25 protein-coding genes are annotated in these 25,615 nt (G+C 33.9%); 14 read left to right on the top strand and 11 right to left on the bottom strand.

From position 1 onward, the window contains the following. Positions 1–12: 12 nt before the first annotated feature. Entirely contained in the window at positions 13–1,530 is a 1,518-nt protein-coding gene (locus tag ACFO5O_RS03065; RefSeq protein WP_387960846.1) for a B12-binding domain-containing radical SAM protein, read from the top strand. After that, positions 1,527–2,189, top strand: coding sequence for a methyltransferase (locus ACFO5O_RS03060; RefSeq protein ID WP_387960844.1), 663 nt, complete (start codon positions 1,527–1,529; stop codon positions 2,187–2,189). Before ACFO5O_RS03065 ends, ACFO5O_RS03060 begins: the two co-directional genes overlap by 4 nt. A gap of 3 nt (positions 2,190–2,192) precedes the next feature. Here the strand turns inward: ACFO5O_RS03060 and carB are convergent, their stop codons facing one another. Further along, positions 2,193–5,045, bottom strand: a complete 2,853-nt coding sequence (gene carB, locus ACFO5O_RS03055) for a carbamoyl-phosphate synthase large subunit (RefSeq protein ID WP_387960842.1) — start codon at positions 5,043–5,045, stop codon at positions 2,193–2,195. A gap of 97 nt (positions 5,046–5,142) precedes the next feature. Further along, positions 5,143–5,304, bottom strand: coding sequence for a 50S ribosomal protein L34 (rpmH, locus tag ACFO5O_RS03050; RefSeq protein WP_119029305.1), 162 nt, complete (start codon positions 5,302–5,304; stop codon positions 5,143–5,145). A 161-nt stretch (positions 5,305–5,465) separates the two neighbouring features. Between rpmH and ACFO5O_RS03045 the strand changes: the two genes are divergently transcribed. Both ACFO5O_RS03045 and ACFO5O_RS03040 read left to right on the top strand, forming a co-directional pair. Continuing rightward, positions 5,466–6,026: a tetratricopeptide repeat protein gene (locus ACFO5O_RS03045; RefSeq protein ID WP_387960839.1), complete on the top strand. Its 561-nt coding sequence runs from the start codon at positions 5,466–5,468 to the stop codon at positions 6,024–6,026. 167 nt (positions 6,027–6,193) lie between these two features. Further along, the gene (locus ACFO5O_RS03040) at positions 6,194–6,898 is read left to right on the top strand and encodes a hypothetical protein (protein WP_387960837.1); all 705 of its coding nucleotides are present in this window, start codon (positions 6,194–6,196) and stop codon (positions 6,896–6,898) included. Here the strand turns inward: ACFO5O_RS03040 and cls are convergent. Genes cls through ACFO5O_RS03025 form a run of 3 tightly spaced genes read right to left on the bottom strand, consistent with a single transcriptional unit; the run spans position 6,895 to position 9,995 of the window. Further along, entirely contained in the window at positions 6,895–8,349 is a 1,455-nt protein-coding gene (gene cls / locus ACFO5O_RS03035; RefSeq protein ID WP_387960835.1) for a cardiolipin synthase, read from the bottom strand. The two genes, ACFO5O_RS03040 and cls, sit on opposite strands and share 4 nt — an antisense overlap. Continuing rightward, the gene (locus ACFO5O_RS03030; RefSeq protein ID WP_387960833.1) at positions 8,349–9,284 is read right to left on the bottom strand and encodes a lytic transglycosylase domain-containing protein; all 936 of its coding nucleotides are present in this window, start codon (positions 9,282–9,284) and stop codon (positions 8,349–8,351) included. Before ACFO5O_RS03030 ends, cls begins: the two co-directional genes overlap by 1 nt. Positions 9,285–9,332: 48 nt before the next feature. Further along, complete coding sequence (locus ACFO5O_RS03025) at positions 9,333–9,995, bottom strand: alpha/beta hydrolase (RefSeq protein WP_387960831.1); 663 nt, start codon at positions 9,993–9,995, stop codon at positions 9,333–9,335. Positions 9,996–10,198: 203 nt separating this feature from the next. Here ACFO5O_RS03025 and ACFO5O_RS03020 point away from each other — a divergent pair, with 203 nt between their 5' ends. Then, positions 10,199–10,495 (top strand): GNAT family N-acetyltransferase, encoded by a 297-nt coding sequence (locus tag ACFO5O_RS03020; RefSeq protein WP_387960997.1) that lies wholly within the window; start codon positions 10,199–10,201, stop codon positions 10,493–10,495. 41 nt (positions 10,496–10,536) lie between these two features. Here ACFO5O_RS03020 and ACFO5O_RS03015 read toward each other — a convergent pair whose 3' ends face one another. Next, the gene (locus tag ACFO5O_RS03015; protein ID WP_387960829.1) at positions 10,537–10,914 is read right to left on the bottom strand and encodes a hypothetical protein; all 378 of its coding nucleotides are present in this window, start codon (positions 10,912–10,914) and stop codon (positions 10,537–10,539) included. Between the two features lie 106 nt (positions 10,915–11,020). Further along, complete coding sequence (gene mtaB, locus ACFO5O_RS03010; RefSeq protein WP_387960827.1) at positions 11,021–12,367, bottom strand: tRNA (N(6)-L-threonylcarbamoyladenosine(37)-C(2))-methylthiotransferase MtaB; 1,347 nt, start codon at positions 12,365–12,367, stop codon at positions 11,021–11,023. Between the two features lie 105 nt (positions 12,368–12,472). Between mtaB and ACFO5O_RS03005 the strand changes: the two genes are divergently transcribed. Further along, the gene (locus ACFO5O_RS03005) at positions 12,473–14,041 is read left to right on the top strand and encodes an ABC transporter substrate-binding protein (protein ID WP_387960995.1); all 1,569 of its coding nucleotides are present in this window, start codon (positions 12,473–12,475) and stop codon (positions 14,039–14,041) included. Between the two features lies 1 nt (position 14,042). Here ACFO5O_RS03005 and ACFO5O_RS03000 read toward each other — a convergent pair whose 3' ends face one another. The 3 genes from ACFO5O_RS03000 to ACFO5O_RS02990 all read right to left on the bottom strand — a co-directional run bounded on the left by ACFO5O_RS03000 (position 14,043) and on the right by ACFO5O_RS02990 (position 15,948). Continuing rightward, positions 14,043–14,372: a hypothetical protein gene (locus ACFO5O_RS03000; protein ID WP_387960825.1), complete on the bottom strand. Its 330-nt coding sequence runs from the start codon at positions 14,370–14,372 to the stop codon at positions 14,043–14,045. Positions 14,373–14,387: 15 nt separating this feature from the next. Beyond that, the gene (locus tag ACFO5O_RS02995) at positions 14,388–15,563 is read right to left on the bottom strand and encodes a GlmU family protein (RefSeq protein ID WP_387960823.1); all 1,176 of its coding nucleotides are present in this window, start codon (positions 15,561–15,563) and stop codon (positions 14,388–14,390) included. A 133-nt stretch (positions 15,564–15,696) separates the two neighbouring features. Continuing rightward, positions 15,697–15,948: a type B 50S ribosomal protein L31 gene (locus tag ACFO5O_RS02990; protein WP_387960821.1), complete on the bottom strand. Its 252-nt coding sequence runs from the start codon at positions 15,946–15,948 to the stop codon at positions 15,697–15,699. 192 nt (positions 15,949–16,140) lie between these two features. Between ACFO5O_RS02990 and ACFO5O_RS02985 the strand changes: the two genes are divergently transcribed. The 7 genes from ACFO5O_RS02985 to ACFO5O_RS02955 all read left to right on the top strand — a co-directional run bounded on the left by ACFO5O_RS02985 (position 16,141) and on the right by ACFO5O_RS02955 (position 23,156). Further along, positions 16,141–16,653 (top strand): DUF4199 domain-containing protein, encoded by a 513-nt coding sequence (locus ACFO5O_RS02985; RefSeq protein WP_387960819.1) that lies wholly within the window; start codon positions 16,141–16,143, stop codon positions 16,651–16,653. A 56-nt stretch (positions 16,654–16,709) separates the two neighbouring features. Beyond that, positions 16,710–17,657 carry a glycosyltransferase family 2 protein gene (locus ACFO5O_RS02980; RefSeq protein ID WP_387960817.1) on the top strand — a complete coding sequence of 316 codons (948 nt, stop codon included), beginning with the start codon at positions 16,710–16,712 and terminating at the stop codon, positions 17,655–17,657. Positions 17,658–17,744: 87 nt separating this feature from the next. Then, entirely contained in the window at positions 17,745–19,463 is a 1,719-nt protein-coding gene (locus tag ACFO5O_RS02975; RefSeq protein ID WP_387960815.1) for a phospho-sugar mutase, read from the top strand. Then, complete coding sequence (locus ACFO5O_RS02970) at positions 19,463–21,289, top strand: ABC transporter ATP-binding protein (protein ID WP_387960813.1); 1,827 nt, start codon at positions 19,463–19,465, stop codon at positions 21,287–21,289. Before ACFO5O_RS02975 ends, ACFO5O_RS02970 begins: the two co-directional genes overlap by 1 nt. 294 nt (positions 21,290–21,583) lie before the next feature. After that, a complete protein-coding gene (locus ACFO5O_RS02965; RefSeq protein WP_387960811.1) occupies positions 21,584–22,135 on the top strand; it encodes an RNA polymerase sigma factor in 552 nt (183 codons plus the stop codon). A gap of 60 nt (positions 22,136–22,195) precedes the next feature. Beyond that, a complete protein-coding gene (locus tag ACFO5O_RS02960; RefSeq protein ID WP_387960809.1) occupies positions 22,196–22,705 on the top strand; it encodes a hypothetical protein in 510 nt (169 codons plus the stop codon). Positions 22,706–22,709: 4 nt separating this feature from the next. Then, complete coding sequence (locus tag ACFO5O_RS02955) at positions 22,710–23,156, top strand: hypothetical protein (RefSeq protein ID WP_387960808.1); 447 nt, start codon at positions 22,710–22,712, stop codon at positions 23,154–23,156. An 87-nt stretch (positions 23,157–23,243) separates the two neighbouring features. Here the strand turns inward: ACFO5O_RS02955 and ACFO5O_RS02950 are convergent, their stop codons facing one another. Next, entirely contained in the window at positions 23,244–24,290 is a 1,047-nt protein-coding gene (locus ACFO5O_RS02950; protein WP_387960806.1) for a sialidase family protein, read from the bottom strand. Positions 24,291–24,390: 100 nt separating this feature from the next. Here ACFO5O_RS02950 and ACFO5O_RS02945 point away from each other — a divergent pair, with 100 nt between their 5' ends. Next, a complete protein-coding gene (locus tag ACFO5O_RS02945) occupies positions 24,391–25,605 on the top strand; it encodes an RsmB/NOP family class I SAM-dependent RNA methyltransferase (protein WP_387960804.1) in 1,215 nt (404 codons plus the stop codon). Positions 25,606–25,615 lie beyond the last annotated feature (10 nt).

The raw sequence follows: 25,615 nt of genomic DNA, 5'->3' as shown, positions 1-25,615 counted from the left end.
CCAATGCAAGCAATGAAAGTCCTAATTTTCAATCCACGAAGTGCCAATTCAAAGCACCGAATTCCGAACTCTATCCTGCAAGTTGGTGCTTCAATAGATGGAAAATATGATTATGTTTTTGTTGATGGGAATTTGGAAAAAGATCCTTGGCAAAAGATAAAATCATACTTTAATTCTGTGGAATTCAAGTATTTCTGTTCTACGGTGATGCCTGGACCTCAACTTAAACAGGCCATACCATTTTCAAAAAAAATTAAAGTCCAATTCCCTGACACAATTGTAATATGGGGTGGATACTTTGCATCAAATCAGTACAATGTTTCAATTCGCTCCAGTTACGTTGATTATATTATTTATGGTCCAGGAGATACGGCATTTCCAGATTTATTGGACCTATTGGAATCAGGGCAATCTTCAAAATTAAATGATATAAAGAATCTTGTGTTTAAAGATGTGAATGGCAATGTTGTTAAAACTTCCAAGGAACCACTTGGCGATCAAGATATCTTGCCCAAGCTACCTTATGATAATTTGAATGCCTTCTACCCTTTAACAAACTATTTAGGCAAAACTTTTTTAGGTCAAAAAACATTCTCCTACCATTCGAGCTTTGGTTGCCCTTTCACTTGTTCATTCTGTGCCGTGGTTCCCATTTATAATGCCCGTTGGAAAGGTAAATCGGCATATAAAGTTTATGAAGATGTCTCTTATTTTAAGCAAAACTATGGTATTGATGCCATAGAATTTCATGATAATAATTTTTTTACCTCAAGAAAACGAGTAATTGAATTCTCAAAATTGATATTAAATGATGGCATTTCCTGGTGGGGAGAAGGGCGAATTGACACTATAAATCAGTATTCAGATGAGGAATTGAATTTGATGCGCAATGCAGGCTGCAAAATGATTTTTCTAGGTGCAGAAACAGGTAACGACGATATTCTAAAGCAAATGGATAAAGGCGGTACACAATCTGGCCAAATGATCAAAGACTTTGCGGTAAGAATGAAATCCATAGGAATCATTCCAGAAATGTCATTTGTACTAGGTTTGCCAGCTGAATCCAAGGAAAAGGTGATGCAACAAATTGATTGGGATATTAATTTTATCAAGGAAATAAAGACCTTAAATCCAGATACCGAAATCATCATTTATCTCTATAGTCCTGTACCAACAGAAGGATCAGAACTTTACCAACAAATCACTGATGCTGGTTTTTCATTTCCTAACCGGCTTGAAGATTGGATCTCTCCAAGTTGGGAAAATTTTGATTTGCGCAAGAATCCACTAACCCCTTGGTTGACACCTCCAATGGTTGATAAAATCAAAAACTTTGAAACAGTCTTAAATGGTTACTATCCTACCGTATCCGACTACAAAATACGTGGTATAAAGAAAAATATCATTAAAACTATCTCCTCCTTTCGATATAAGATGGGTATCTATGCTTTTCCATATGAGATAAAAATATTACAGAAACTCTGGAAGTACCGTCAGCCTGAAATTGAGGGGTTTTATATAGGGGAATGAAAACATTTCTAAAAAAAATATCAACGCCTTTTATGCAGTGGTGGTTTAAGACCTATTATTCCAAACCCCGATCTTATAGCTATAACAACATAAACCTTACCATTCATCCTGGTGTTTTTCCACCAAAATATACCTTTAGCACAAAAATTCTGTTGAAGCACCTTGAAACTTTAGACTTAAAGTCCAAAACATTATTGGAGTTGGGTTGCGGTAGTGGAATTATTTCATTGATTGCCAACAAGAAAGGTGCTATAGTGACATCTTCAGATATTAATGGCAATGCCCTAAACCAATTGGAAAAATCAGCGAATAAAAATAGCCTGAAGCTTCATATCTTAAAATCAGATCTTTTCAATAAAATAACTAAGATCCATTTTGACTATATCATCATCAACCCACCGTATTATCCAAAAAAACCCAAATCAATAGATGAAAGTGCTTGGTACTGTGGTGAAAATTATGAGTATTTCGTGAACCTCTTTCAACAACTGCCTTGTTATGTGAAATCAAAAAGTTACGTATTGATGATTCTTTCCGAAAATTGTGATATTGAAAAAATACAGACTATTGCCCACAGCAATAATCTAGATCTTAAAATCATTAAAATGAATACAAATTTTTGGGAAACCAACTATCTTTTTGAGATCATCGAAAAGTGATTTCTATTTACTCAAATACATTTTTCGTCTTGAATACAAATTATAAAACTCATCATCCTTTAAACTATCAATAAATAAGATACTTTCACCAGTACTTTTCATTTCAGGACCCAATTTTTTATTCACATTAGGAAACTTATTAAACGAAAATACTGGCTGCTTAATAGCAAAGCCTTCGAGTTGAGGGTTGAAGTTAAAATCGGTTACTTTATTCACGCCTAACATCACTTTCGTTGCATAGTTCACATAAGGCTCTTTATAAGCTTTAGCAATAAATGGTACCGTACGAGAAGCTCTTGGGTTGGCTTCAATAATGTATACCATATCATCTTTAATAGCGAACTGAATATTTATAAGTCCTACCGTATTTAAAGCCAATGCTATTTTCTTCGTATGATCTTTTATTTGTTGCATTACAAACTCACCCAAATTGAATGGTGGTAATGTCGCATTACTATCCCCTGAGTGGATACCACAAGGCTCAATATGCTCCATAATACCGATGATATAAACATTTTCTCCATCACATATAGCATCTGCTTCTGCTTCTATGGCACCATCTAGATAGTGGTCAAGAAGTAACTTGTTATCAGGCATTTTACGAAGTAACCCAACTACGTGCTCTTCAAGTTCCTTTCTATTAATGACAATTTTCATCCCTTGTCCGCCAAGTACGTACGATGGTCTAACCAAAATTGGAAAGTCTAGTCGATCTGCAATTGCTAAAGCCTCCTCGGCGTTGGTTGCAACGTCGAATTCGGGATAAGGAATATCATTATCCTTCAATAATTTTGAAAAACTTCCTCGATCTTCAGCTAAATCCAATGATTTGAACGTGGTTCCAATAATCTTGACACCATATCTATCCAACTTTTCGGCCAGTTTTAAAGCGGTTTGACCGCCCAACTGAACAATGACACCTTCTGGTTTTTCGTGTTGAATAATATCATATATATGTTCCCAGAATACCGGTTCGAAATAAAGCTTGTCTGATATATCAAAATCGGTTGAAACTGTTTCAGGGTTACAATTGATCATGATGGTTTCGTAACCACATTCTGAAGCCGCTAAAACACCATGAACACAGCAATAATCAAACTCAATTCCTTGTCCGATTCTATTTGGTCCCGAACCTAAAACAATAATTTTCTTTTTATCGCTAACTTCACTTTCATTATCAACATAACGATCTCCGTTTGCTGTTTCAATATCATTTTCAAAGGTTGAGTAATAATATGGCGTTTGCGCCTTGAATTCGGCTGCACAGGTATCAACCAGTTTATAAACACGTTTAATGTTAAGCTCGTCGCGCTTTTTATAAACTTGGCTTTCTAAGCACTTTAACATATGTGCTATTTGACGGTCACCATAGCCTTTTTGTTTGGCTTCAAGCAATAGGTCACGTTCAATAGTATCTATGGTATATCCGGAAATCTCTTTTTCAAGGTGATATAATTCTTCATATTGTTTCAAAAACCACATATCAATTTTAGTGATTTCATGAATCCTGCTTAACGGAATACCCATTTGAATGGCATCATATATCACAAATACACGGTCCCAACTCGCATGAGTTAGTTTGTCAATAATCTGATCATAGTTTTTATACCCTTTACCATCGGCGCCTAATCCATTACGCTTAATTTCTAATGATTGAGTGGCTTTATGCAGTGCTTCTTGAAATGAGCGTCCTATAGCCATTACCTCGCCAACAGCCTTCATTTGCAGTCCTAGAGTTCGGTCTGAACCTTCAAATTTATCGAAATTCCAACGTGGTATTTTAACCACAACGTAATCTAAAGTTGGCTCAAATAATGCTGAAGTCGATTTTGTAATCTGATTACTTAATTCATCTAAATTATAGCCTATAGCAAGCTTGGCTGCAATTTTTGCAATTGGGTACCCTGTAGCCTTACTAGCTAATGCTGATGAACGTGAAACACGAGGGTTAATCTCAATCGCTATAATATCTTCCTTATCATCAGGACTGACCGCAAACTGAACATTACAACCACCTGCAAAATCGCCAATACTTCGCATCATATGGATAGCCATATCACGCATTTTCTGGTATGTTTTATCACTTAAGGTCATCGCAGGTGCAATTGTGATAGAATCGCCTGTATGGATACCCATTGGATCCATATTCTCTATAGTACATATGATTACGACGTTATCATTTTTATCACGTAATAACTCTAACTCATACTCCTTCCATCCAATCAATGCTTTGTCTATCATTACTTCATGGATTGGAGAAACTTCCAGACCACGTGTCAACAACTCATCAAACTGGTCTTCAGTATGGACAAACGAAGCGCCCTCACCTCCTAAAGTGTAAGATGCCCTAATTACTAGTGGAAAACCAAATTCTTGGGCAATTTCTTTTCCTTTTAAATAAGAATTTGCTGTAGCTTGAGGAGCCATTGGGATTCCTATTTTTAGCATTAGCTCTCTAAACTCTTCTCTATCTTCTGTGATATTGATTGCATTAATATCAACACCAATAAGTTTTACATTAAAGTCGTTCCAAATTCCTTTCTCATCCGCTTCAATACACAAATTAAGTGCAGTTTGACCTCCCATTGTTGGCAATACGGCGTCGATTTGAGGGTGTTCCTTTAAAATCTTAATTATAGATTTTGTGGTTAACGGCAAAAGATAAACATGATCTGCCATTGTAGGGTCAGTCATGATAGTTGCTGGATTGGAATTAATGAGTATGGTTTCAATCCCGTCTTCCCGTAGAGAACGTAAGGCCTGACTCCCTGAATAATCAAATTCACAGGCTTGCCCAATAATGATAGGACCTGAACCAATAATAAGTATGGACTTTAAATTTTTGTTTTTTGGCATTATATCAACTTTAAGTTTTCAAAAATAGGTATCAAATAGGTATAAAAAAAGGCGTTACACCTAAGCAACACCTTTAAATATTAACAATTGTTAATCATTATTTCTTATGTCTTGATTCAGTAGACACAGACAATTTCTTTCTTCCTTTCGCTCTTCTGCGTGCAAGAACTTTTCTGCCATTAGCAGTAGCCATTCTTTCTCTGAAACCATGTTTGTTTCTTCTCTTTCTTTTTGATGGTTGAAACGTTCTTTTACTCATTGTCTTATATCTTTAAAAAATCTTTGTCTTTTTACTTCGAGATTGGATTTAGCTTTTCCAAAACTGCGTGCAAATATACAAAGACTTTTTACTTTCACAAACCTAATTTTAAAAATATTTTTAATACTTTTTATTACCTTTGCACACCTTATTTAAGTGCTATGTATAACAAAATTATAAAATTAATTATCGCCTTTCTTATTATAGGTTATGCGATTTTTCAATTTACAGAAGGAAATATTGGAAACGGTATTATGTACATTTTACTGTCATTAATATTCATCTTTCTTTACTTTAAAAATGAATTTATCCTTTTAGCATTCTTGCGTTTGCGAAAACAAGATTTCGCTGGAGCCACAAAATGGTTAAATAAAATAAAGAACCCTTCTACTGCATTAGTTAAAAAACAAGAAGGATATTATAACTTTCTTCACGGTATCATGGTTTCACAAACCAATATGAATGAAGCTGAAAAATATTTTAAACGAGCGGTTGATTTGGGGTTATCTATGGATCATGATTTGGCAATGGCAAAATTAAATTTAGCAGGAATTGCTTTTAGTAAAAGAAGGCCTCAAGAAGCTAAAAAATTATTAAGTGATGCTCAAAAACTTGACAAGCGTAATATGTTAGCCGAACAAATTAAAATGATGAAACAACAAATGAAAAAAGCTTCCATACCAAATCAACACTACGGTAACCGTAACATGAGACGTCGTTAAACTCAAAAAAAATCTTGTAAAGCACTGTATATCAGTGCTTTTTTATTGCTAAATTTGACGTTTTTGAAAGTTTATTCTTTCATAAACATGTGCTTCAACGAATAATTTTGCCGTTTATTGTCTTAATGGCTAAATTTAATGACCTAATTTTTACTAAATGTGTAAACATGAAACATTTGTTTACAATACTTTCGCTTGGATACGCACTTCTAGCCTTCCCTCAAGTTTCGAAAGTGTACTTTGATGATGCCCTAACCAAACATTTACCAACCTACAATCTTAATAGTAATTTAGCCATAAACAAGTTTGATTTTAAGAAAGCCGATTCTCTGTTTGAATCTCTAGTTAAAAACCACTTGAAAAATACGTACGTCCCAAACTTGAAATTAAATAAGGTTTCTGATGAGACCATCGAAACCGATAGCCTTAAAAATCCATTTATATTAATCACCAAAGCGTCTTGGAATCTTCAGGATAAGCGAGAAATTCAAGCCATAAATGACATGGCAGAACTATACAAAGGTCAAATAGATGTAATTGTGTTGTATTGGGATTCTAAGAAAATAGCGAAGTCGATAGAAAAGCAGTACAACGATCATGTATATTTCACTTATATTGATGAATCAGAAAATAAAAGTAGTCATATTATAAAAACCTTTAAACATTCGTTTGGTGTTCCTGCTTGCTTTTTCGTTACAGGAACCAAGCAATTAGTTGATATCAATAAAAAATTTGAGCTTTATCAAGAAATCTCCAATCCCAAATCTAAAGGAAGGGCGTCAACTTACAGAAATTTAGCCCTGCTTCTTTTTAAAAATGAAAAATCAAAAAATGGGACCATAACCACATTAGATGAAGACACCTCTCATTAAAGTAGCGGAGCCCATAGTCTAGACAGTGATTCCTTTACTTTATCAAATCCCGAGCGCTCCTGCCACTGCTTATAGTTTACAAGTTCAGCGTTTTTAATATCTAGCAGAAAGTGTGTTTTAAGCGTCTTACTTTGATCTTTATTATAGATAAGTGCATTAATCTCAAAATTGATATTAAAACTTCTATTGTCCATATTTGAAGTTCCTACGGTGCAAAACAAATCATCTACAACCATCGTTTTGGCGTGCACAAATCCTTTATGATATCTATACACTTTAACTCCAGCCTCTAAAAGCGGCTCTAAAAATGAATTGGTAGCGTATTTTGCTACCCACGAGTCTGATTCTTTTGGAATAATTATTCGCACATCAATATCACTTTTTGATGCCACCTGTAAGGCAGTGAATATTTGAGAATTAGGTATAAAATATGGTGTTGTAATATAGATATAATCTTCGGCAGTAGTGATTGCTGTAAATATAGCTTCCATAATAGTCGCTCTGTTAGAATCTGGACCACTTGCCGCAATTTGAATTGCAAGATTTTCCTTTACCTCTAGCTCTGGAAAAAATCGTGGTGTAATTTTAAGAGCTTCATCTGAAACAAAATCCCAAGTCGTGAGAAAATGGATTTGTAGGGATTTAACAGCATCACCCATAATTCTTAAATGTGTATCTCTCCAATATTCTGTTTTAGCTTCGCTATTAATATAGTTGTCAGCTATATTTATTCCTCCAACGTACGCAATTTTACCATCTATGATAGCAATTTTTCTATGATTTCTATAATTCATTTTCCCTGTAAAGCCAGAAAACAAAACCGGCATAAATGGATAAAATTGAACACCAGATTTTTTTAATTTCTTTTTAGAAGATGATGACAAGCTACTTCCAACATCATCAAAGGTTAATCTTACTTCTAAACCCTTGGATGCCTTTTCACAAATAATATCCAACACTTTGGTTCCAATTTGGTCATCTTTAATGATGTAATACTCCAAATGGATATGATGTTCTGCCGCTTTTAGATCTTTAAGTAACTGTTTAAACTTTACCTCTCCATTTTTTAAAATGGTCATCTGGTTATTTAGCGTTAAAGGTGCGTCTTCGCTGTTTTTTAAAAGTTTGACCAGTTTTATCTTTTCATCTAGCTTCGCATCAATTTTATCAAACTCTGCTTTTCCTAGTTCAAAATCCTCATTGACTTTTTTAATAATGGTACGATTTAAGATACCTTTTCTATTGAAAATTTTGGTTTTCCGGTATTCCTGACCAAAGAGATAGTAGACAAGAACGCCTAAAAAAGGAAAAAAAACCAAAACAATAATATAGGATACTGTTTTGGCCGGATTTATGTTTTTTAATAGAATGATTATAGCTGCAGAAATCGCAACCAAATAATTGATTACAACTAATATATTCCAGAGATTATCTCGAATAAAATCCACCATTAAGGTCCTGTTCTATAATACCCTTCTTTAGGAATTTCTAAAGTGTATTTTTTTCTGGATTTATTATTAAGATGCGGCTCTCTTAACCAAGGGTTATGGATTTTTAAAATTTTATAGTTAATTCCGAATTTTTTAGCAAAAGAGGCAAAGTCTGAAACTGCGGTATCAATTTCAACTTTAAACGTTGGAACATCTGTGTACAAATCCTTTTTGGTAAAATTAAAGCCATATTTTTGAGGATGGTTTAAAATTTCTTTTAAAGCAACAATCCTAAACATGTAGCGTCCTGTTTCTTCGCCCAATAACAAATCGTAATAGTTACTCACTTGTTGCTCTTTTAAGCGTCTCGAAATTCCAGCATTACCAGCGTTATATGCTGCTGCGGCTAAAGTCCATGATCCAAGATCTTTTTTTGATTTCAGTAAATATTTACATGCAACCTCTGTAGATTTTTCTAAATTGTAGCGCTCGTCTACATTAGAGTTAACCTCAAGACCATTCTCTTTTCCTGTTTCTGGCATAATTTGCCAAACCCCTCTTGCACCTGCAGGAGAAACTGCATTAGTTAAGCCACTTTCTATCACCGCTAAATATTTAAAATCATCAGGTATTCCATGTTTCTTCAAAATAGGTTCAATAATTGGAAAATACTTTTCGGCACGTTTAAACATTAATAATCCATTGGATTGCCAATAAGTGTTCACTAATAATTCCCTGTCCATACGCTCATAAACGTCAGGATCCTTTAATGGAAGTGCTTCGCCTGCAAAATCAAGTCGATCTGGCACTGATAGTGCGTAAACATTGTAATCGTTAATTAATTTTGGAGTGTCATCAATGTTTTCATCTGACGGTGCTTGTTGGGCTGCAAAAATAAATAGCCCAGACAAACAAACTAAACCCACAACTGCTAAAATATTTTTAATGGTTTTCATAATATTATTTTTTTATAAATGTATATAATTTAAGTAGATCTTTCAAAATTAGTTGAGTATAAGCTTTGGTAAATTTTCGTTAAACCACTTATACTTGCTAATGACCATAATATGGGTTCCCCCTTTCACAACGATGCAATTTCCGTGGCATGAATGTGGAAATACCATATCCTTTTCACCGTGAATGTAAACGGCATTAGGGTTTGGATGTTGTTGATCCCAAAAAATAATTTGTTCAATGGCCCAATCTAAATACTGTTTATCCCTTACCGATAAGTATTTTTTGTAAAGATCTAGACGTTTGACTACACTTTTACCAAAGGCAAATTTTGCAAAAAATTCAATGTTTGCTAGCCATTGTGTAGGTAAAACTTTGTATGCCCTAGTTACTTTTAATACCTTTAAACGTTTTGGCAGCTCGTGTTTTGACTTAATACTTGATACCACAATTAGTTTTCTCAAATTGATAAACTTGCTCATCTCTTGTACCAATATGCCGCCAAATGAAACACCTAAAAGCACTACGTTATCATGTTTTATGTTATTAGTCATGCGATATGCATAATCCTGTAAACTTTCATTTTTAATTGGGAGTACCCATTCTAGCCAATGAATCTCAAACTGCGCTTCTGGCAATTTAATATGCTCAAAAATAACTGGGCTTGCCGCCATTCCAGGCATAAAATACACATGAATTAGGTCCTTACTCATAGCTTTAATTAGGTTCTCTTAAGCATTTTATATTCCAATAAATACAGCAAATTTCAATAGTATTTACAGTAAATGTTTACATAATAAGCATTTACAAACTAACAACTTTTAGACATTCCGAAATTTTTTCGTACTTTTGCAAAAGCAAAGCTATAGATTTTAGTTTTTATCCTTACCAATTTTTGAATTTAATAATTTACACCATGATTGATGCAGCCGAACTTGTAGACAATGACTTTTTACGTCAATTTGAACTAAAAGTTGATGAACAACTTGCCAAAATTGAATATTCACTTCAAGACCGAAAGATTTTTTTAACAAAGCTCATCATTCCAGAATCTATTAATTCTGAAGATTTTGAACAAGAATTTTTAACCTTGGTTTTTGAAAATATTGGAGAGCGCAATATAAGTGTTGTACCTACAAGTCCTGAAATTGCAAAATTCATAAGGCGTCATAGAAAATACAAAAAATTATTGCCAGTTGGCATAAGAATATAAAATTAAAAATCCGAAACAAGTAGTTTCGGATTTTTTTTTATTTAATAGTCTAAAACGGTATTAGACACCTTTATATAAGGCGATTCATTTATAGCGACCAGGCTGATTTCGTTTTCAATATTAATAACATACGTCCCTAATGTGCTATTATCTCCAGAGGTAAGTGTAACCATTCCATCATTCAAATTCCATTTAAAATCAGAGGCACTAGAGACAACTTCTCCAGATTTATGGTTTTCGGTATGTGTTTTAATCCCTGAATTATCAGACTTAAATACTAATTTATCAACAGAGGTTGAATTTTCGGTCAAACTTGTTCTCTCCCAAATACCAATCAATACTTTAGCATCTATAGTCTCTTCTTTTGAACATGACGAAGCTATCAGTAAGAATACAAGGAAATAAATTGATTTTTTCATTAGGGGCTAATTACTTCGGAAAAGTATATTTTAATGTTTCAATATTTAAAAAAAATAGATAAATAGGCTAAAAAGCAGTTAAAATGAAACATTTGGGATGCTTCACTTAAACTACTAGGGCTTCTACAAACGCAAATCTGACCAGACCGTCTTCATCAATTTTGGTCAGTTCAACCTCGTGTAAAGTGTTTACCAATTCAGGATTCCATGGTGTTTTTACCTTTACGTAGTTTTCTGTAAAACCGTGGATGTAGCCTTCTTTATTCTCACTTTCAAATAAAACGACACTTTTTTTACCTATTTGACTTTCATAGAATGCCCTTCTTTTTTTTGCAGATAAACCTCGTAGCATCTTACTTCGTTTTGCTCTTACATTTTTTGGCACTACACCGTCCATAACAGCAGCCTCAGTATTATCACGCTCTGAATAAGTAAACACGTGCAAATACGAAATATCTAAACTATTCAAAAAATTATAGGTTTCTAAAAAATGTTCATCCGTTTCTCCAGGAAAACCAACAATAACATCAACGCCAATGCAGGCATTTGGCATGACTTCTTTTATTTTTGAAACACGATCAACATAGAGTTCCTTCATATAGCGGCGCTTCATTTTCTTCAAAATGTCATTGCTCCCGCTTTGTAATGGAATATGAAAATGTGGTACAAACGCTCTTGATTTTGAAACCAATTCAATAGTTTCATTTTTTAATAGATTGGGCTCAATAGATGAAATACGTAAACGTTCAATACCTTCAACTTTGTCAAGTTCCTTTACCAAATCTAGGAAGGTATGTTCATGTTTTTTATTACCAAACTCACCTTTACCATAATCACCAATGTTAACTCCCGTTAGAACAATCTCTTTTATATTTTGTTCAGAAATTTCTCTGGCATTGTTAAGCACGTTTTCCATGGTATCACTCCGTGAAATCCCTCGAGCCAAAGGAATTGTGCAATAGGTACATTTGTAATCGCAGCCATCCTGAACTTTTAAAAAGGCCCGTGTTCGATCTCCAATTGAATAACTACCAACATAAAAATCGGCATCATCTATATCACAAGAATGTACTTCACCTGCTCCTTTACTACGCTCCGGCTGGTTTAATAAATCATTAATGTAACTGGTTACATTAAATTTTTCAGTAGCACCAAGTACCAAATCAACACCATTAACATCGGCTAATTCATGTGGTTTTAATTGTGCATAACAACCTACGGCAACCACAAAAGCATCAGGATTTACCTTCTGCGATTGCTTTACTATGGATTTAAAGCGTTTATCTGCATTTTCAGTAACCGAGCAGGTGTTGATCACATAAATATCAGCAGATTGAGAAAAGTCTACACGATCAAAGCCTTCTTCTGTAAAACTTCTCGCAATTGTAGAGGTTTCCGAAAAATTAAGCTTACAACCTAAAGTGTAAAATGCGACTTTTTTTCTAGCGTTCATTCTTGTATTTTTACCAAGGCTGCAAATTTACAATTAAAAAATTATATGATAAAACATGTTTCAAAGCATTTAACCCTAACAGTATGCTATTTATCAATAAGTTACATGTTTATGACTTTCTTGTCCTGTGGTTCTGACTCTCATCTTGATAAAGATCATTCAGTTTTTAGATATAATGAACATGCTAATATCAACACTTTGGATCCTGCTTTTGCAAGAACTTTACAAGATAATTGGGTAGCTAATCAACTATTTAATGGGTTGGTTCAAACCGACGCTGACTTGAACATTATACCCTGTATTGCCAAAAACTGGACAGTTTCTGAAGACGGATTACTTTATTCGTTTAATCTTCGTAATGACATTTATTTTCATAAACATAGCTTATTTGGCAAAGATTCAACCAGATTGGTTATTGCTTCAGATTTCAAATACAGCTTTAATAGATTGAGGGACAAACAAGTTGCGGCACCAGGTAGTTGGGTATTAAACAAAGTTGATGATTTCGAAGCCATAAATGACACTATTTTTGAAATTAAGTTGAAGCAACCATTTCCTGCATTTATAGGTCTTTTATCAATGAAATATTGCTCTGTTGTACCTAAAGAAATTGTAGAGCATTACGGAAATGAGTTTAGATCTAATCCAATTGGTACAGGTCCATTTAAGTTTCAACGTTGGGAAGAAAATCTTAAACTCATTTTTAGAAGGAATCCTAATTATTTTGAAAAAGATAGTGTTGGTAATTCACTGCCTTATTTAGAAGCCATTGCCATTACATTTTTACCCGATAAGCAAAGTGAATTTTTGCAGTTTGCTCAAGGCAAGATTGATTTTTTAAATAGTTTAGATGCTTCATATAAGGATGAGCTTTTAACAGGTAATGGTGAGCTTCGAGAATCGTATGCTAAAACCGTAAATATGATTCGAGGACCCTATTTAAACACTGAATATTTAGGATTTTATTTGGATTCTAAAACACCTGAAATTCAATCAGAATTAATTAGAAAAGCCATCAATTACGGTTTCGATAGAAAAAAAATGATGATTTATTTGCGAAATGGAATTGGAAATCCAGCTAACGGTGGTTTTATACCTATTGGTATTGCTGGTTATGATCCATCAATAGGGTTTTCGTATCAACCCAAAAAAGCCAAACAGCTTATTGAACAATTTAAAAAAGAAAGCGGCATAACTCGTCCAGAAATTAATTTAACCACTACTAGTAATTACTTGAGTTTTTGTGAATTTATACAACATGAACTTGAAAAGTTAGGTTTAAAAATAAATGTAGATGTTATGCCAGAAGCTACCTTACGATCTGGCAGATCCAACGGAAAAATAGATTTCTTTAGAAGCTCTTGGGTAGCCGATTATTTAGATGCCGAAAACTATTTATCCATTTTTTATAGCAAGAATTTTGCGCCTAACGGCTCTAATTACTTTCACTACAAAAGTGAAACCTTCGACAGCTTGTACAACAAGGCGTTCACCATCATTGACATCGAAGAACGCAAACATTTATATACCAAAATGGATTCCATGGCCATGGCAAAAGCCATTATGGTGCCATTATATTATGATGAAGTCGTACGTTTTACTCAAAAAAATGTAAAGGGATTAGGAATTAACCCTATTAATTTATTGGATTTAAAACGGGTAAAAAAGGAGTAAGTTAATCTTCTGTATTCTTACCAATATTTTGAATTTCATCTTTGATTAAAACAGTAGATTGTTCCCACTTCTTTTTTAACATATAGTAAAAACCCCAATCGGCCAATAAACCAATTGGAATCCCTAATAGATTAAGACCAAAGTTATTATCCCAGTCGATTCCCCATTCAAAAATGAGATCTAAAACGGCAAGTATAGTTCCAAAAATAAAACCAGCTACATAATAAATAACGACGCTTAAAATAGCATAAAGCCATTTGTTTTTGTTGAAATCTTCGGCTAGTGTATAAAACTGCTTTCCAATAAAATAGATGAGTATAATTCCTAACATAAAACTGGTTTTACTTTATTCGCGTCTGTATTTTTTGGTAAGTTCAAAAACGTGTTCGAGGATTTTTGCATCTTGTTCTGAAAATTCAATATGTCTTCGGGACATTACTACTTTGGCCACCTCAAATGCTTTTTTGGGAAGATAGGTTGTAAATCCGCCATGACCTCCCCAACTAAAACTTGGAATAAAATTACGCGGAAAACCTGCTCCAAAAATATTCGCATTCACTCCAACAACCGTTCCTGTATTGAACATGGTATTGATTCCGCATTTGCTATGATCACCCATCATGAGACCACAAAACTGTAAACCAGTTCTAGCAAAACTGTCTGTTTGGTAATCCCAAAGACGCACTTGCGAGTAATCATTTTTTAAATTGGAAGTATTAGTATCTGCACCAATATTACACCATTCGCCCAATACTGAATTACCTAAATAGCCTTCATGAGCTTTATTTGAATATGCAAATAACACCGAATTAGTAATTTCGCCACCTACTTTACAGAATGGACCTATAGTAGTGGGTCCATAAATCTTGGCCCCTAATTTAACCGTAGATCCTTCACATAAGGCAAAAGGTCCACGAATAATGCTGCCTTCCATAATTTCGGTATCCTTACCAATATAAATAGGGCCTTTATTTGCATTGAGCGTCACAAATTCTAATGTAGCACCTTCTTCAATAAAAATATGCTCATGACCTATGACATTATTTGATGAAGGTATTGGTTTAGATTTTCGGTTTTTGGTTAAAATTTCAAAATCCTCTTGAATAGCTTGACCATTTTTTGAATAAATATCCCAAGTATGTTCAATCTTTATAAGTTCGTCATTGAACTCAATAGCTTCATAGCGTTCAAAATCAATATTATCCTGACTATCCTTTGAGAAAAAGGCAATCACATCTTCATCTTTAAAAATGGCTTGATTGTCCTCAAGGCTTTTTACCATTTCAGCAAGTTCAGTAGTTGGTAGATAAGAGGCATTAATCATGACATTTTCATCCATCTCTACCATAGGGTATTTTTCAGATAAATAATCTTCAGTAAGCGTTGTTGTTGTACATCCTAAATGCAATTCCCATTTTTCGCGAATGGTCAATATCCCAATCCTAATATCGGCCATTGGACGTGTATAGGTAAAGGGCAATAAATTGTTTCGCGATGGCCCATCAAATAATATGTAGTTCATGTCAATTTTAGGAGTTAGAAGTGATCTGCACAATATTTAAACTTATGCATAATATCAAAAATAGCTTAAATACTGAAAACAAAAAAGCCTTCAAGTTAATTCCTGAAGGCTTATTATAATTGAGTGGCTAAACTTATTTTTTAAATTTAGCGTATTTGTTTTTGAATTTATCGATACGACCAGCTGTATCTACCAATTTAGATTTACCAGTATAATATGGATGAGAGCTTCTTGAAATCTCAAGTTTAATTAATGGATACTCTACACCTTCTACCTCAAGAGTTTCATTAGTATCTGCAGTTGACTTTGTAATGAATACGTCTTCATTAGACATATCTTTAAATGCTACAAGTCTATAATTTTCTGGATGTATTCCTTTTTTCATCACTAAAAGCTTTATATCGTTTCGTTTTTTCGAGCTGCAAATTTAGGCATTTTTTACAAATTACCAATAATTTATTTTGTTTTTTAAAGCAACTTCTATTAAAAAGTTCTATTCAGCCATTATAAGCCCTATTTTGTAACATTTTTATCTAAATTTATACCAACTAACATAACATTAAATAAATAGGAATTTATGGAAACTCAAAAACCAACTGTTGGCAAATTCGCCATGAACTACGGGATTATTCTAGGAGTAATCATGATATTGATAAGCGTGATTATGTATGTCACTGGCATGTCACTTGAAGGCGTACAATGGCCTCAATTTTTATATTATATTATTTTCCCAGTAGTTATTTTTTATGCTATAGGACAATATAAAAAACAGAATGCTAATGTTTTAAGTTTAGGTGAAGCATTAAAAACTGGTGTTGCCATTGCTGCTATAAGTGCAGTTGTATATGTGATTTATGGACTTATTTTTAATTATATCATAGATCCAGAATTTATGGGCCAAATGAAAGATGTTGTTAGAGATAAAATGCTTGAAGCTCCAAATGCCACACAAGACATGGTTGATCAGCAAATGAAGGTTGTTGAAATGTTTATGAACCCTGCTATTGGATCTGCTATCTGGATTGGTGCTAGCATGCTCTTTGGTTTAATTTACTCGCTAATAGCCGGGTTAGTAATGAAAAAAGAATAATAGGCATGCTTAAATAATTTCTTTATTTTTGAACAGAGAATTTTGAAACTATTTACATGGATATATCAGTAGTCATACCGCTACTTAACGAAAAAGAGTCATTGACCGAACTACACGATTGGATTGCAGAAGTTATGCAATCCAATCGTTTTTCATATGAAATCATTTTTATTGATGACGGTAGTACCGATGCATCCTGGGATACCATAGTAGAATTGTCTAAAAAAGACAAGCATATTAAAGGCATACATTTTTTAAAAAATTTCGGAAAATCACAGGCCTTACACGCTGGTTTTAAAAAAGCTCAAGGTGATGTGATCATAACCATGGATGCCGATCTTCAAGACAACCCGAATGAAATTCCAGATCTTTACAACATGATTACCAAAGAAGGTTTCGATTTGGTTTCAGGATGGAAAAAGAAACGATTCGATTCTGTTGTATCCAAAAATCTTCCTTCTAAACTCTTTAATTGGGCAGCTAGACGCACTTCGGGTGTTAAATTAAATGATTTCAATTGCGGATTAAAGGCCTATAAAAATGAAGTTATTAAAAACATTGATGTTAATGGTGAAATGCACCGCTACATTCCAGTATTAGCTAAAAATGCTGGATTTACCAAAATTGGTGAAAAAGTAGTCCAGCATCAAGCTCGAAAATACGGAGAAACCAAATTTGGTATGGAACGATTTATTAATGGCTTTTTAGATTTAATTACGATTTGGTTTTTATCACGTTTTGGTAAGCGCCCCATGCATTTATTTGGTGCTTTAGGCGTTATTATGTTTATCATTGGTTTTGGTTTTACCTTATATCTCGGCATTGACAAGATATTCTTTAATCCTTATGGCAGATTAATTAGTCAGCGCCCTCAATTTTATATTGCATTGGCTACAATGATTATTGGTACGCAATTTTTTATCGCTGGATTTTTGGGTGAAATCATTTTAAGAAACAGTGCCAATAAGGAACGTTATTCGATTAAAGAAGAACTTAATTTCTAAATTTAATCTCAAAATAACATATTAATTTCCTTTAACATTTTTGTAATTGCGTATTTTTGCTAGATATTTAAGACTAGATTTAGTATTATGGAACCTGAACTTTTAGAACGCGTAAATTCTTGGTTAACTCCAACCTTTGATCAGGATACCCAAGCCAAGATTAAAAACTTGCTAGAAAACAACACTTCAGACCTTAAGGAAAGCTTTTATTGTGATTTAGATTTTGGAACTGGCGGCATGCGAGGGGTTATGGGTGTTGGCACCAATCGTATAAACAAATATACACTTGGAAAAAACACACAAGGCTTGAGTAATTATTTGTATCAGCAATTTCCAAATGAAACTATTAAAGCAGTGATTGCCTACGATTGCAGGCATAATAGTAAATCTTTAGCTAAAGTTGTAGCCGATGTATTTTCAGCAAATAATATTGAAGTTTACCTGTTTGAGGATTTACGTCCAACTCCAGAGCTATCCTTTGCACTAAAACATTTGAATTGCCATTGCGGAATTGTTTTAACAGCTTCACATAACCCGCCAGAATATAACGGATATAAAGTATATTGGCAAGATGGAGGGCAATTGGTACCTCCACAAGATGGCGAAATAATTGCCGAAATTAATAGTTTAGATTATTCTGAAATTAAATTTAAAGCCAATCCATCGATCATTCATTACATCGGAAAAGATGTTGATGACATATTCATAAACGCTTCAGTCAAAAATGCAAATTTCACAACAAAAGCTGCTAAAGATAATTTAAGTATCGTTTTTACTTCGCTTCATGGGACTTCTATCACAACAATTCCTGAAACCTTAAATCGTGCTGGTTATGAAAAGGTGCATATTGTAGAAGAACAACAGGAACCAAACGGTGATTTCCCTACGGTAAAATCCCCTAATCCTGAAGAGCCTGAAGCTTTAAAAATGGCTTTAGAACTTGCTAACAAAGTCAATGGCGATATTGTTATTGGCACTGACCCAGATTGCGACAGACTAGGAATTGCAGTTAGAGATAATAACAACCAACTCATTTTATTAAATGGTAATCAGACGATGCTCTTGATGACCGATTTTCTTCTGAATCAATGGAAAACCCAAGGCAAAATTCAAGGAAAAGAATTTATTGCGTCCACAATTGTATCTACACCAATGATGCAAGTATTGGCGAATGCTTATGGCGTTGAATATAAAGAAGGTCTTACCGGTTTTAAATGGATTGCTAAAATGATCAAAGATTTCCCAGAGTTGAATTTTATTGGTGGCGGTGAAGAAAGTTTTGGCTATATGGTTGGCGACTTTGTGCGCGATAAGGATGCGGTGACCTCAACATTATTGGCTTGTGAAATTGCGGCACAATCTAAAGCCAATGAAAGTTCATTATATAAAGAACTCATCCAATTGTACGTGAAACATGGGTTTTATAAAGAGCGATTAATTTCGCTCACCAAAAAAGGAATTGAAGGCGCACAGGAGATTAAACAAATGATGATTGATGCGCGTGAAAATCCTCTAAAACAAGTTAACGGGTCTAAAGTAGTAAAGGTGGAAGACTATCAGTTATCCATTACAAAACACTTAAGCACTGGAACTCAAGAAGTCATTGAAATTCCAAAATCAAACGTTTTGATTTATTATACTGAAGATGGTAGTAAAATAGCCTTGAGACCAAGTGGAACTGAACCAAAAATTAAATTTTATATGAGTGTCAATGCACCTTTAGCTTCGGCTTCAGAATTTGAAAAAGTTAATTCTCAATTAGAGGCTAAATTGGATGACATTGTTAGCGACATGAATCTTGTTTAATGGAATACTTAAAAAGACTATCACACTTTATTTCTCCTTACAAAAGATATGCTTATCTAAACATATTTTTTAATGTGTTGTACGCGCTATTTAGCACCTTGGCTATGGTATCACTAATGCCAATGATTAATGTACTCTTTGGAGAGAGCAAAAAAGTGTACGAAAAACCTATATACAAGAGCATAAACCACTTAAAATCGTATTTAGAAGATAGCCTAAATTATTTTATTACGACCACAACCGACAATGATGGTCCTCAACGAACCCTACTTTATATGATCATTCTGATTATTAGTTTGTTTTTGTTGAAAAATCTATTTAACTATTTAGCTCTATTCTCAATTACATTTTTAAGAAATGGTGTTTTAAAGGATTTACGAAATGCCATTTATGAAAAAGTAATTGCTTTGCCTATTTCCTATTATTCCGAAAAGAAAAAAGGTGATATTATAGCTAGAATTTCGGGTGATGTAAATGAAGTAAAAAATTCTCTGTTGGCCGTACTAGAATTGATTGTAAAAGAACCTTTAACCATTCTCTTTGCCATCATAACCATGTTTACGATTTCAACCAAACTCACCATATTTGTCTTTTTATTTATCCCGATTGCAGGTTTAATCATTTCTAGAATAGGTAAAAGTTTAAAGCGAAAATCTGATAGAGTGCAACGCGAACAAGGTGTATTTCTATCCACATTAGAAGAAACTTTAGGAGGATTAAAAGTCATAAAAAGTTTCAATGCTGAAAAGAAGTTTAATGATAAGTTTCAGCAATCAACAACAAGATTTTACGATTTTTCAAACACTTTATTAAATAGACAAAACCTAGCGTCACCAACTAGTGAATTTTTAGGTATAGTTACTATTGCCGCTCTATTATGGTATGGAGGAAGTATGGTACTCATTGATAAAACCTTGTCTGGCGGTGCCTTTATTGGTTACATGGCTTTAGCCTATCAAATTTTAACTCCTGCCAAGGAGATTAGCAAAGCGAGCTATAAAGTTAAAGCCGGGAATGCCGCGGCAGATAGAGTCTTGGAAATTCTAGATACTGTTTCAGTATTAGAAGATATACCAAATGCTATTGAAAAGAACGATTTCACTACTGAAATTGATCTCCATAACATTTCATTTAAATATGATGATGATTTAGTGCTCAAAGACTTTAATTTAAAAGTTCCAAAAGGTAAAAGCGTAGCATTAGTTGGTCAATCGGGCAGTGGTAAAAGTACCATCGCCAACCTAGTCACCCGTTTTTATGATGTCAATTCAGGCCAGATAAGTATTGATGGGATTAACATTAAAGACTTAAAGCAAGAATCATTACGAAAATTAATGGGGTTAGTCACTCAAGATTCTATTCTGTTTAATGATAGCATTAAAAACAATGTGCTCCTAGGTAAAGATAATGCCACAGACGATGAAGTCATTGAAGCCCTTAAAATTGCCAATGCTTGGGAATTTGTAAAAGAACTTCCAAAAGGTATAGAAACCAATATTGGCGACTCTGGAAACAAACTTTCTGGAGGGCAAAAACAACGCTTGAGCATTGCAAGGGCTGTTTTAAAAAATCCGCCCATCATGATTTTAGATGAGGCCACTTCAGCACTTGATACCGAAAGTGAACGCCTTGTTCAAGTGGCATTAGAAAACATGATGAAAAACAGAACTTCAATTGTTATAGCCCATAGACTTTCAACCATTCAAAATGCTGATGAAATTGTGGTGATGCAAAAAGGGGAGATTGTTGAAAAAGGTACTCACAATCAATTATTAGCACTTAACGGCATGTATAAAAAATTGGTTGAAATGCAGAGCTTCGAATAATAAAAAATATGAACACTATAAAAACGGAAAAGGACGCAACATCCGTTACATCCCTTTCGTTGTATTACCAGATTTGGGGAGACTGGTAATAGTCTAGTAGGTTAGGCTGATGTAAACTTATAACAAAAAAATGTATAAATCAAGAAAAAAATGCATTTTATCGTTATTATTTGCTTTTTATCGATTTTATTCAACTTACAACCCTGTATATCAACCCATTATAAATTAATAAAAATTAATCCTAAACTCATTAAACTTTTCCTACTTTGTTAGGTCTTATATAAAAGTCATTTTGTGGAGAACGAAACCGATTTAATACTTCAATTACAATCAGACAAAACTAAAGAGGCTGCCTTTAAGGAGCTACTAACGCTCTATAAGGAGCGACTGTATTGGCATATCCGTCATATCGTAAAATCGCATGACGATGCAGATGATGTTCTACAAAATACGTTTATAAAAATCTTTAGAAATATTGACAAGTTTAAAGGGGAAAGTAAATTGTTCTCATGGATGTATCGCATAGCAACCAATGAAGCCATTACACATCTCAACCAAAATGCCAAAAGAATGCATATTACAAGTGAAGAGCTTCAGCATCAAACCATAAGAAATTTAACGGCAGATGTTTATTTTGAAGGTGATGAAATACAATTAAAACTTCAGGAAGCGATAGCCAGGTTACCTGAAAAACAACAACTGGTATTTAATATGCGCTATTTTGAGGATATAAAATATAGTGATCTCTCAGAAATTTTGGATACAAGTGAAGGCGCTTTAAAAGCATCTTATCATATCGCTACCAAAAAAATTGAAGAGTATTTAACAAGTTATAGTGCCGATTAAACCTTTTTAACTATTTGTAGTCAAATTAAAAAGAAAACAAATCCTAAATTTAGGATGAATATGAAGAAAAAGGATTTACATAATATCAAACCATCAGGTTTTAAAATGCCAGATAACTATTTGGAGTCTTTTGATGAGCGTATTTTTAAAAAATTAGAGACACCTAATAGTATATCTAATATCATAGAAACAGGATTTAAAGTCCCTGATAATTATTTTGAAGCCTTAGATGACCAACTGACTTCAAAATTATCCGCTAAAAATAAAACTAAAGTTGTCTCATTAATTTCATGGAAAAATGCCTTGTATGTTTCTGGGATTGCCGCAAGTATTGTCCTTATGGTAGCTTTATTTAATCCTAATAGTTACCAACCTACTTTTGGTGATTTAGAAATCACCAATATTGAAGATTATATTGCAGACGAAGATTTTACTAATGAAGATTTAGCTTCTCTTTTTGCAGAAGATAACTTAACTTTAAATGCATTTATGGATTCTAATTTAGAAGATTCCAATATTGAAGATTATTTGTTAAACAATTCTAGTTTAGAAGATTTAATTGAAGAATAGCATCATGAAAAAATTAATAGTATTAGCATGCTTTTTTACGTTCACAGCTTTTGTAAATGCACAAGACAAGGGTCGAGGAGAACGCATTAAAGCTCTTAAAGTTGCCTTTATTACAGAGCGTTTGGAGCTTTCAGAAAACGAGGCACAAAAATTTTGGCCCATTTACAACAGCTTTGAAGAATCGTATCACAAGTTGCGAAAACAAGCCTACGATAAACGCAAAAAAGAAAATCTTGAGTCGCTTAGTGAGGAAGAAGCAAAAACTTTGCTTACTGAAATGAGTGTCATCGAAAACCAAAAACACAAATTGCGTGAACAATTCACCAAAGATTTATTAAAAGCCATTCCTGCCAAAAAAATAATTCTCTTAAAGGCAACTGAAGACGCCTTCAACAAACGCATGTTTGAAGAGTATAAAAAGAGAAGGCAGAAAAAAGAAGAACAACCTTAATAGAAATAAAACTCCAACAACTAAATTCCAAAATCCAGTTCTAATCGTACTGAATTTTGGAATTTTTAGTATAATAATTACTATAATTTATTCCTTAAAGGTAAGTTTGGAAATCCTTCCCTTTCCGGCAGCATAAGCAACGCTGTCATTTAAAAAGCGAACGGTATAAAATCCTTCATCGCTTAAATGTTTCCAAGAACTTCCCGAATCATTACTAAAATCAATCCCTTTAAAGCCAACCGTAATTAGCTCCTTTCCTACGCTATTAGGAAAATATTGAACGCAGCTTCTATAGCCAGGATATTGATTTTGTCCTACCAATTTCCATGATTTTCCACCATTATTAGTACGTATTTTGTTGGCAGAATTACCTTCAGGTTTGGTATAATCACCACCAATGGCAAAGCCATTTAGAGCATCATAAAAATCTATAGAATAAATACCTTCTGTATCTAATTGCTTAACAATTGGGGTTTCAAAAACCTGCCAAGTATGACCCCTATCGGGTGAATAATATACACGTCCAGCCGTTGTCGCTACCCAAGTATGGTCTCCAACAATGGCAATATTAGTGTCACTAGCCGCAAACGCTCCTTCATGTGCTTCTGCTTTTGGTAAATCATTACAAGATAATTTACCCCATAATTCGCCTCCAGTTCTAGTAACAATAACACTTAAACAACCATCAATAGAATCACCAATAGCTATCCCTTCTTGATCATTCCAAAAATGCATAGCATCGTAAAATACATCGGGATGATGTTCTTCGTAAACAAGGCCCATCGTACCATTTTCAGTAGTTTTAAATAAAAGAGCAGGATTCCCTACAGATAGCATAAAAAAATCACTTATAGTATGTGCAACAGCTCTAAATTCTAATGGTAATGAATCATAATTATGTTCAGAAACCAACCATTTATCTAATTTAATGTTGTACAAACCATAAGTATTTCGATTTGCAGCAAAAGCCAAACTATTACTGTCTAACAATATTATCGCTCTAATACTCAAAGTAGAATCTTCTAAAATTGTTTCAATCTCAACCGAATTAAAGTTCCTAGGGATAAATTCATCCTTCTTTCCGCAAGAAATCAAAAAAACCAATGCGCTAAAACATATGAGTAACCTTTTCATGAATATAATTTTCAAGAAAGATAATCCTATTCATTCAAAAAATAAAAACATTCGTGTATTCGTAGCAATTAACCTATCTTTGCATGCTTAATTTTTTACCATGCGCTTACATAGAAATTTATGTTTTTCGGTTATTGATGGATTAACTTTAATCTTCAACGAAGGACAATACGCCGATAAAGTTATCCAACAACTTCTAAAACGCGATAAGCGCTGGGGTAGTCGCGATCGCGCTTTTGTCGCTGAAACCACCTACGATATTGTGCGTTGGAAACGACTTTATGCTGAAATTGCAGAAGTAAAGGAACCTTTTGATCGGGATAACCTTTGGCGAATATTTGCAGTATGGGCAACCTTAAGGGGCATTAAATTACCTGATTGGAAATATTTTGAAAATACGCCTTCCCGCAAAATAAAAGGTCGTTTTGATGAGCTTTCAAAAATTAGAAAATTCAAAGAATCCATTCCTGATTGGTTGGATGAATGGGGTGAAAAAGAACTTGGCAAAAACATTTGGAGCAAAGAGATTTCAGCACTAAATGAACAAGCTGAAGTGATTTTAAGGGTAAACACTTTAAAAACCACGAAAGAAAAGTTGCAATCTGAACTGTTCGATTTAGATATAGAAACTAAATTTTTGCCTGACTATCCAAATGCGCTGAAGTTAAAAGAACGCACTAATGTGTTCCAAACCGACGCCTTTAAAAATGGTTACTTTGAAGTTCAAGATGCCTCATCTCAACGCGTTGCCGAATTTCTAAATGTAGAACCAGGAATGCGTGTTGTAGATGCATGCGCTGGTGCAGGAGGTAAAACGCTGCACATTGCTTCACTAATGGAAAATAAAGGGCAAATTATTGCTTTAGATATTTATGCCAACAAACTTAATGAGTTAAAACGTAGAGCAAAACGCAATGGTGCCTTTAATATTGAAACGCGACCAATTGAATCGACCAAGGTGATCAAAAAACTGTATGACAAAGCCGATCGCGTTTTAATTGATGCGCCATGCTCTGGTTTAGGTGTTTTAAAAAGAAATCCAGACGCGAAATGGAAATTGCTTCCAGAGTTCATTACTGAAATTAAAAAGACACAACAAGACATCTTGCAACAGTATTCAAAAATGGTGAAATCTGGAGGTGAATTAGTTTATGCAACATGCTCCATATTACCCTCTGAAAATCAAGAGCAGGTTGAGAAATTTTTAGCTTCTGAATCAGGAAAAGATTTTAAATTTTTAAAAGATCACAAGGTTTTGTCTCACCAAACTGGTTATGACGGATTTTACATGGCCTTATTAAAACGACAGTCATAAAACAATAGTA

The sequence above is a fragment of the Geojedonia litorea genome (assembly GCF_042654525.1).
GTDB classification, from domain to species: domain Bacteria; phylum Bacteroidota; class Bacteroidia; order Flavobacteriales; family Flavobacteriaceae; genus Geojedonia; species Geojedonia litorea.
This window is presented reverse-complemented; position numbering and strand designations above follow the sequence as displayed.

Excerpts from the sequence above, each read along its gene's own strand:
- ACFO5O_RS03005 (WP_387960995.1), top strand. The coding sequence starts at position 12,473 with ATGTTTATGACTTTCTTGTCCTGTGGTTCTGACTCTCATCTTGATAAA.
- ACFO5O_RS02975 (WP_387960815.1), top strand. The coding sequence starts at position 17,745 with ATGGAACCTGAACTTTTAGAACGCGTAAATTCTTGGTTAACTCCAACC.
- ACFO5O_RS03000 (WP_387960825.1), bottom strand. The coding sequence starts at position 14,372 with ATGTTAGGAATTATACTCATCTATTTTATTGGAAAGCAGTTTTATACA.
- ACFO5O_RS02960 (WP_387960809.1), top strand. The coding sequence starts at position 22,196 with ATGAAGAAAAAGGATTTACATAATATCAAACCATCAGGTTTTAAAATG.
- cls (WP_387960835.1), bottom strand. The coding sequence starts at position 8,349 with ATGGTGGATTTTATTCGAGATAATCTCTGGAATATATTAGTTGTAATC.
- ACFO5O_RS03020 (WP_387960997.1), top strand. The coding sequence starts at position 10,199 with ATGATTGATGCAGCCGAACTTGTAGACAATGACTTTTTACGTCAATTT.
- ACFO5O_RS03030 (WP_387960833.1), bottom strand. The coding sequence starts at position 9,284 with ATGAAAACCATTAAAAATATTTTAGCAGTTGTGGGTTTAGTTTGTTTG.
- ACFO5O_RS02980 (WP_387960817.1), top strand. The coding sequence starts at position 16,710 with ATGGATATATCAGTAGTCATACCGCTACTTAACGAAAAAGAGTCATTG.
- ACFO5O_RS03045 (WP_387960839.1), top strand. The coding sequence starts at position 5,466 with ATGTATAACAAAATTATAAAATTAATTATCGCCTTTCTTATTATAGGT.
- mtaB (WP_387960827.1), bottom strand. The coding sequence starts at position 12,367 with ATGAACGCTAGAAAAAAAGTCGCATTTTACACTTTAGGTTGTAAGCTT.
- rpmH (WP_119029305.1), bottom strand. The coding sequence starts at position 5,304 with ATGAGTAAAAGAACGTTTCAACCATCAAAAAGAAAGAGAAGAAACAAA.
- ACFO5O_RS02955 (WP_387960808.1), top strand. The coding sequence starts at position 22,710 with ATGAAAAAATTAATAGTATTAGCATGCTTTTTTACGTTCACAGCTTTT.
- ACFO5O_RS03025 (WP_387960831.1), bottom strand. The coding sequence starts at position 9,995 with ATGAGTAAGGACCTAATTCATGTGTATTTTATGCCTGGAATGGCGGCA.
- ACFO5O_RS02995 (WP_387960823.1), bottom strand. The coding sequence starts at position 15,563 with ATGAACTACATATTATTTGATGGGCCATCGCGAAACAATTTATTGCCC.
- ACFO5O_RS02985 (WP_387960819.1), top strand. The coding sequence starts at position 16,141 with ATGGAAACTCAAAAACCAACTGTTGGCAAATTCGCCATGAACTACGGG.
- ACFO5O_RS03065 (WP_387960846.1), top strand. The coding sequence starts at position 13 with ATGAAAGTCCTAATTTTCAATCCACGAAGTGCCAATTCAAAGCACCGA.
- ACFO5O_RS02990 (WP_387960821.1), bottom strand. The coding sequence starts at position 15,948 with ATGAAAAAAGGAATACATCCAGAAAATTATAGACTTGTAGCATTTAAA.
- ACFO5O_RS03015 (WP_387960829.1), bottom strand. The coding sequence starts at position 10,914 with ATGAAAAAATCAATTTATTTCCTTGTATTCTTACTGATAGCTTCGTCA.
- ACFO5O_RS02950 (WP_387960806.1), bottom strand. The coding sequence starts at position 24,290 with ATGAAAAGGTTACTCATATGTTTTAGCGCATTGGTTTTTTTGATTTCT.
- ACFO5O_RS02945 (WP_387960804.1), top strand. The coding sequence starts at position 24,391 with ATGCGCTTACATAGAAATTTATGTTTTTCGGTTATTGATGGATTAACT.
- ACFO5O_RS02970 (WP_387960813.1), top strand. The coding sequence starts at position 19,463 with ATGGAATACTTAAAAAGACTATCACACTTTATTTCTCCTTACAAAAGA.
- ACFO5O_RS03040 (WP_387960837.1), top strand. The coding sequence starts at position 6,194 with ATGAAACATTTGTTTACAATACTTTCGCTTGGATACGCACTTCTAGCC.
- carB (WP_387960842.1), bottom strand. The coding sequence starts at position 5,045 with ATGCCAAAAAACAAAAATTTAAAGTCCATACTTATTATTGGTTCAGGT.
- ACFO5O_RS03060 (WP_387960844.1), top strand. The coding sequence starts at position 1,527 with ATGAAAACATTTCTAAAAAAAATATCAACGCCTTTTATGCAGTGGTGG.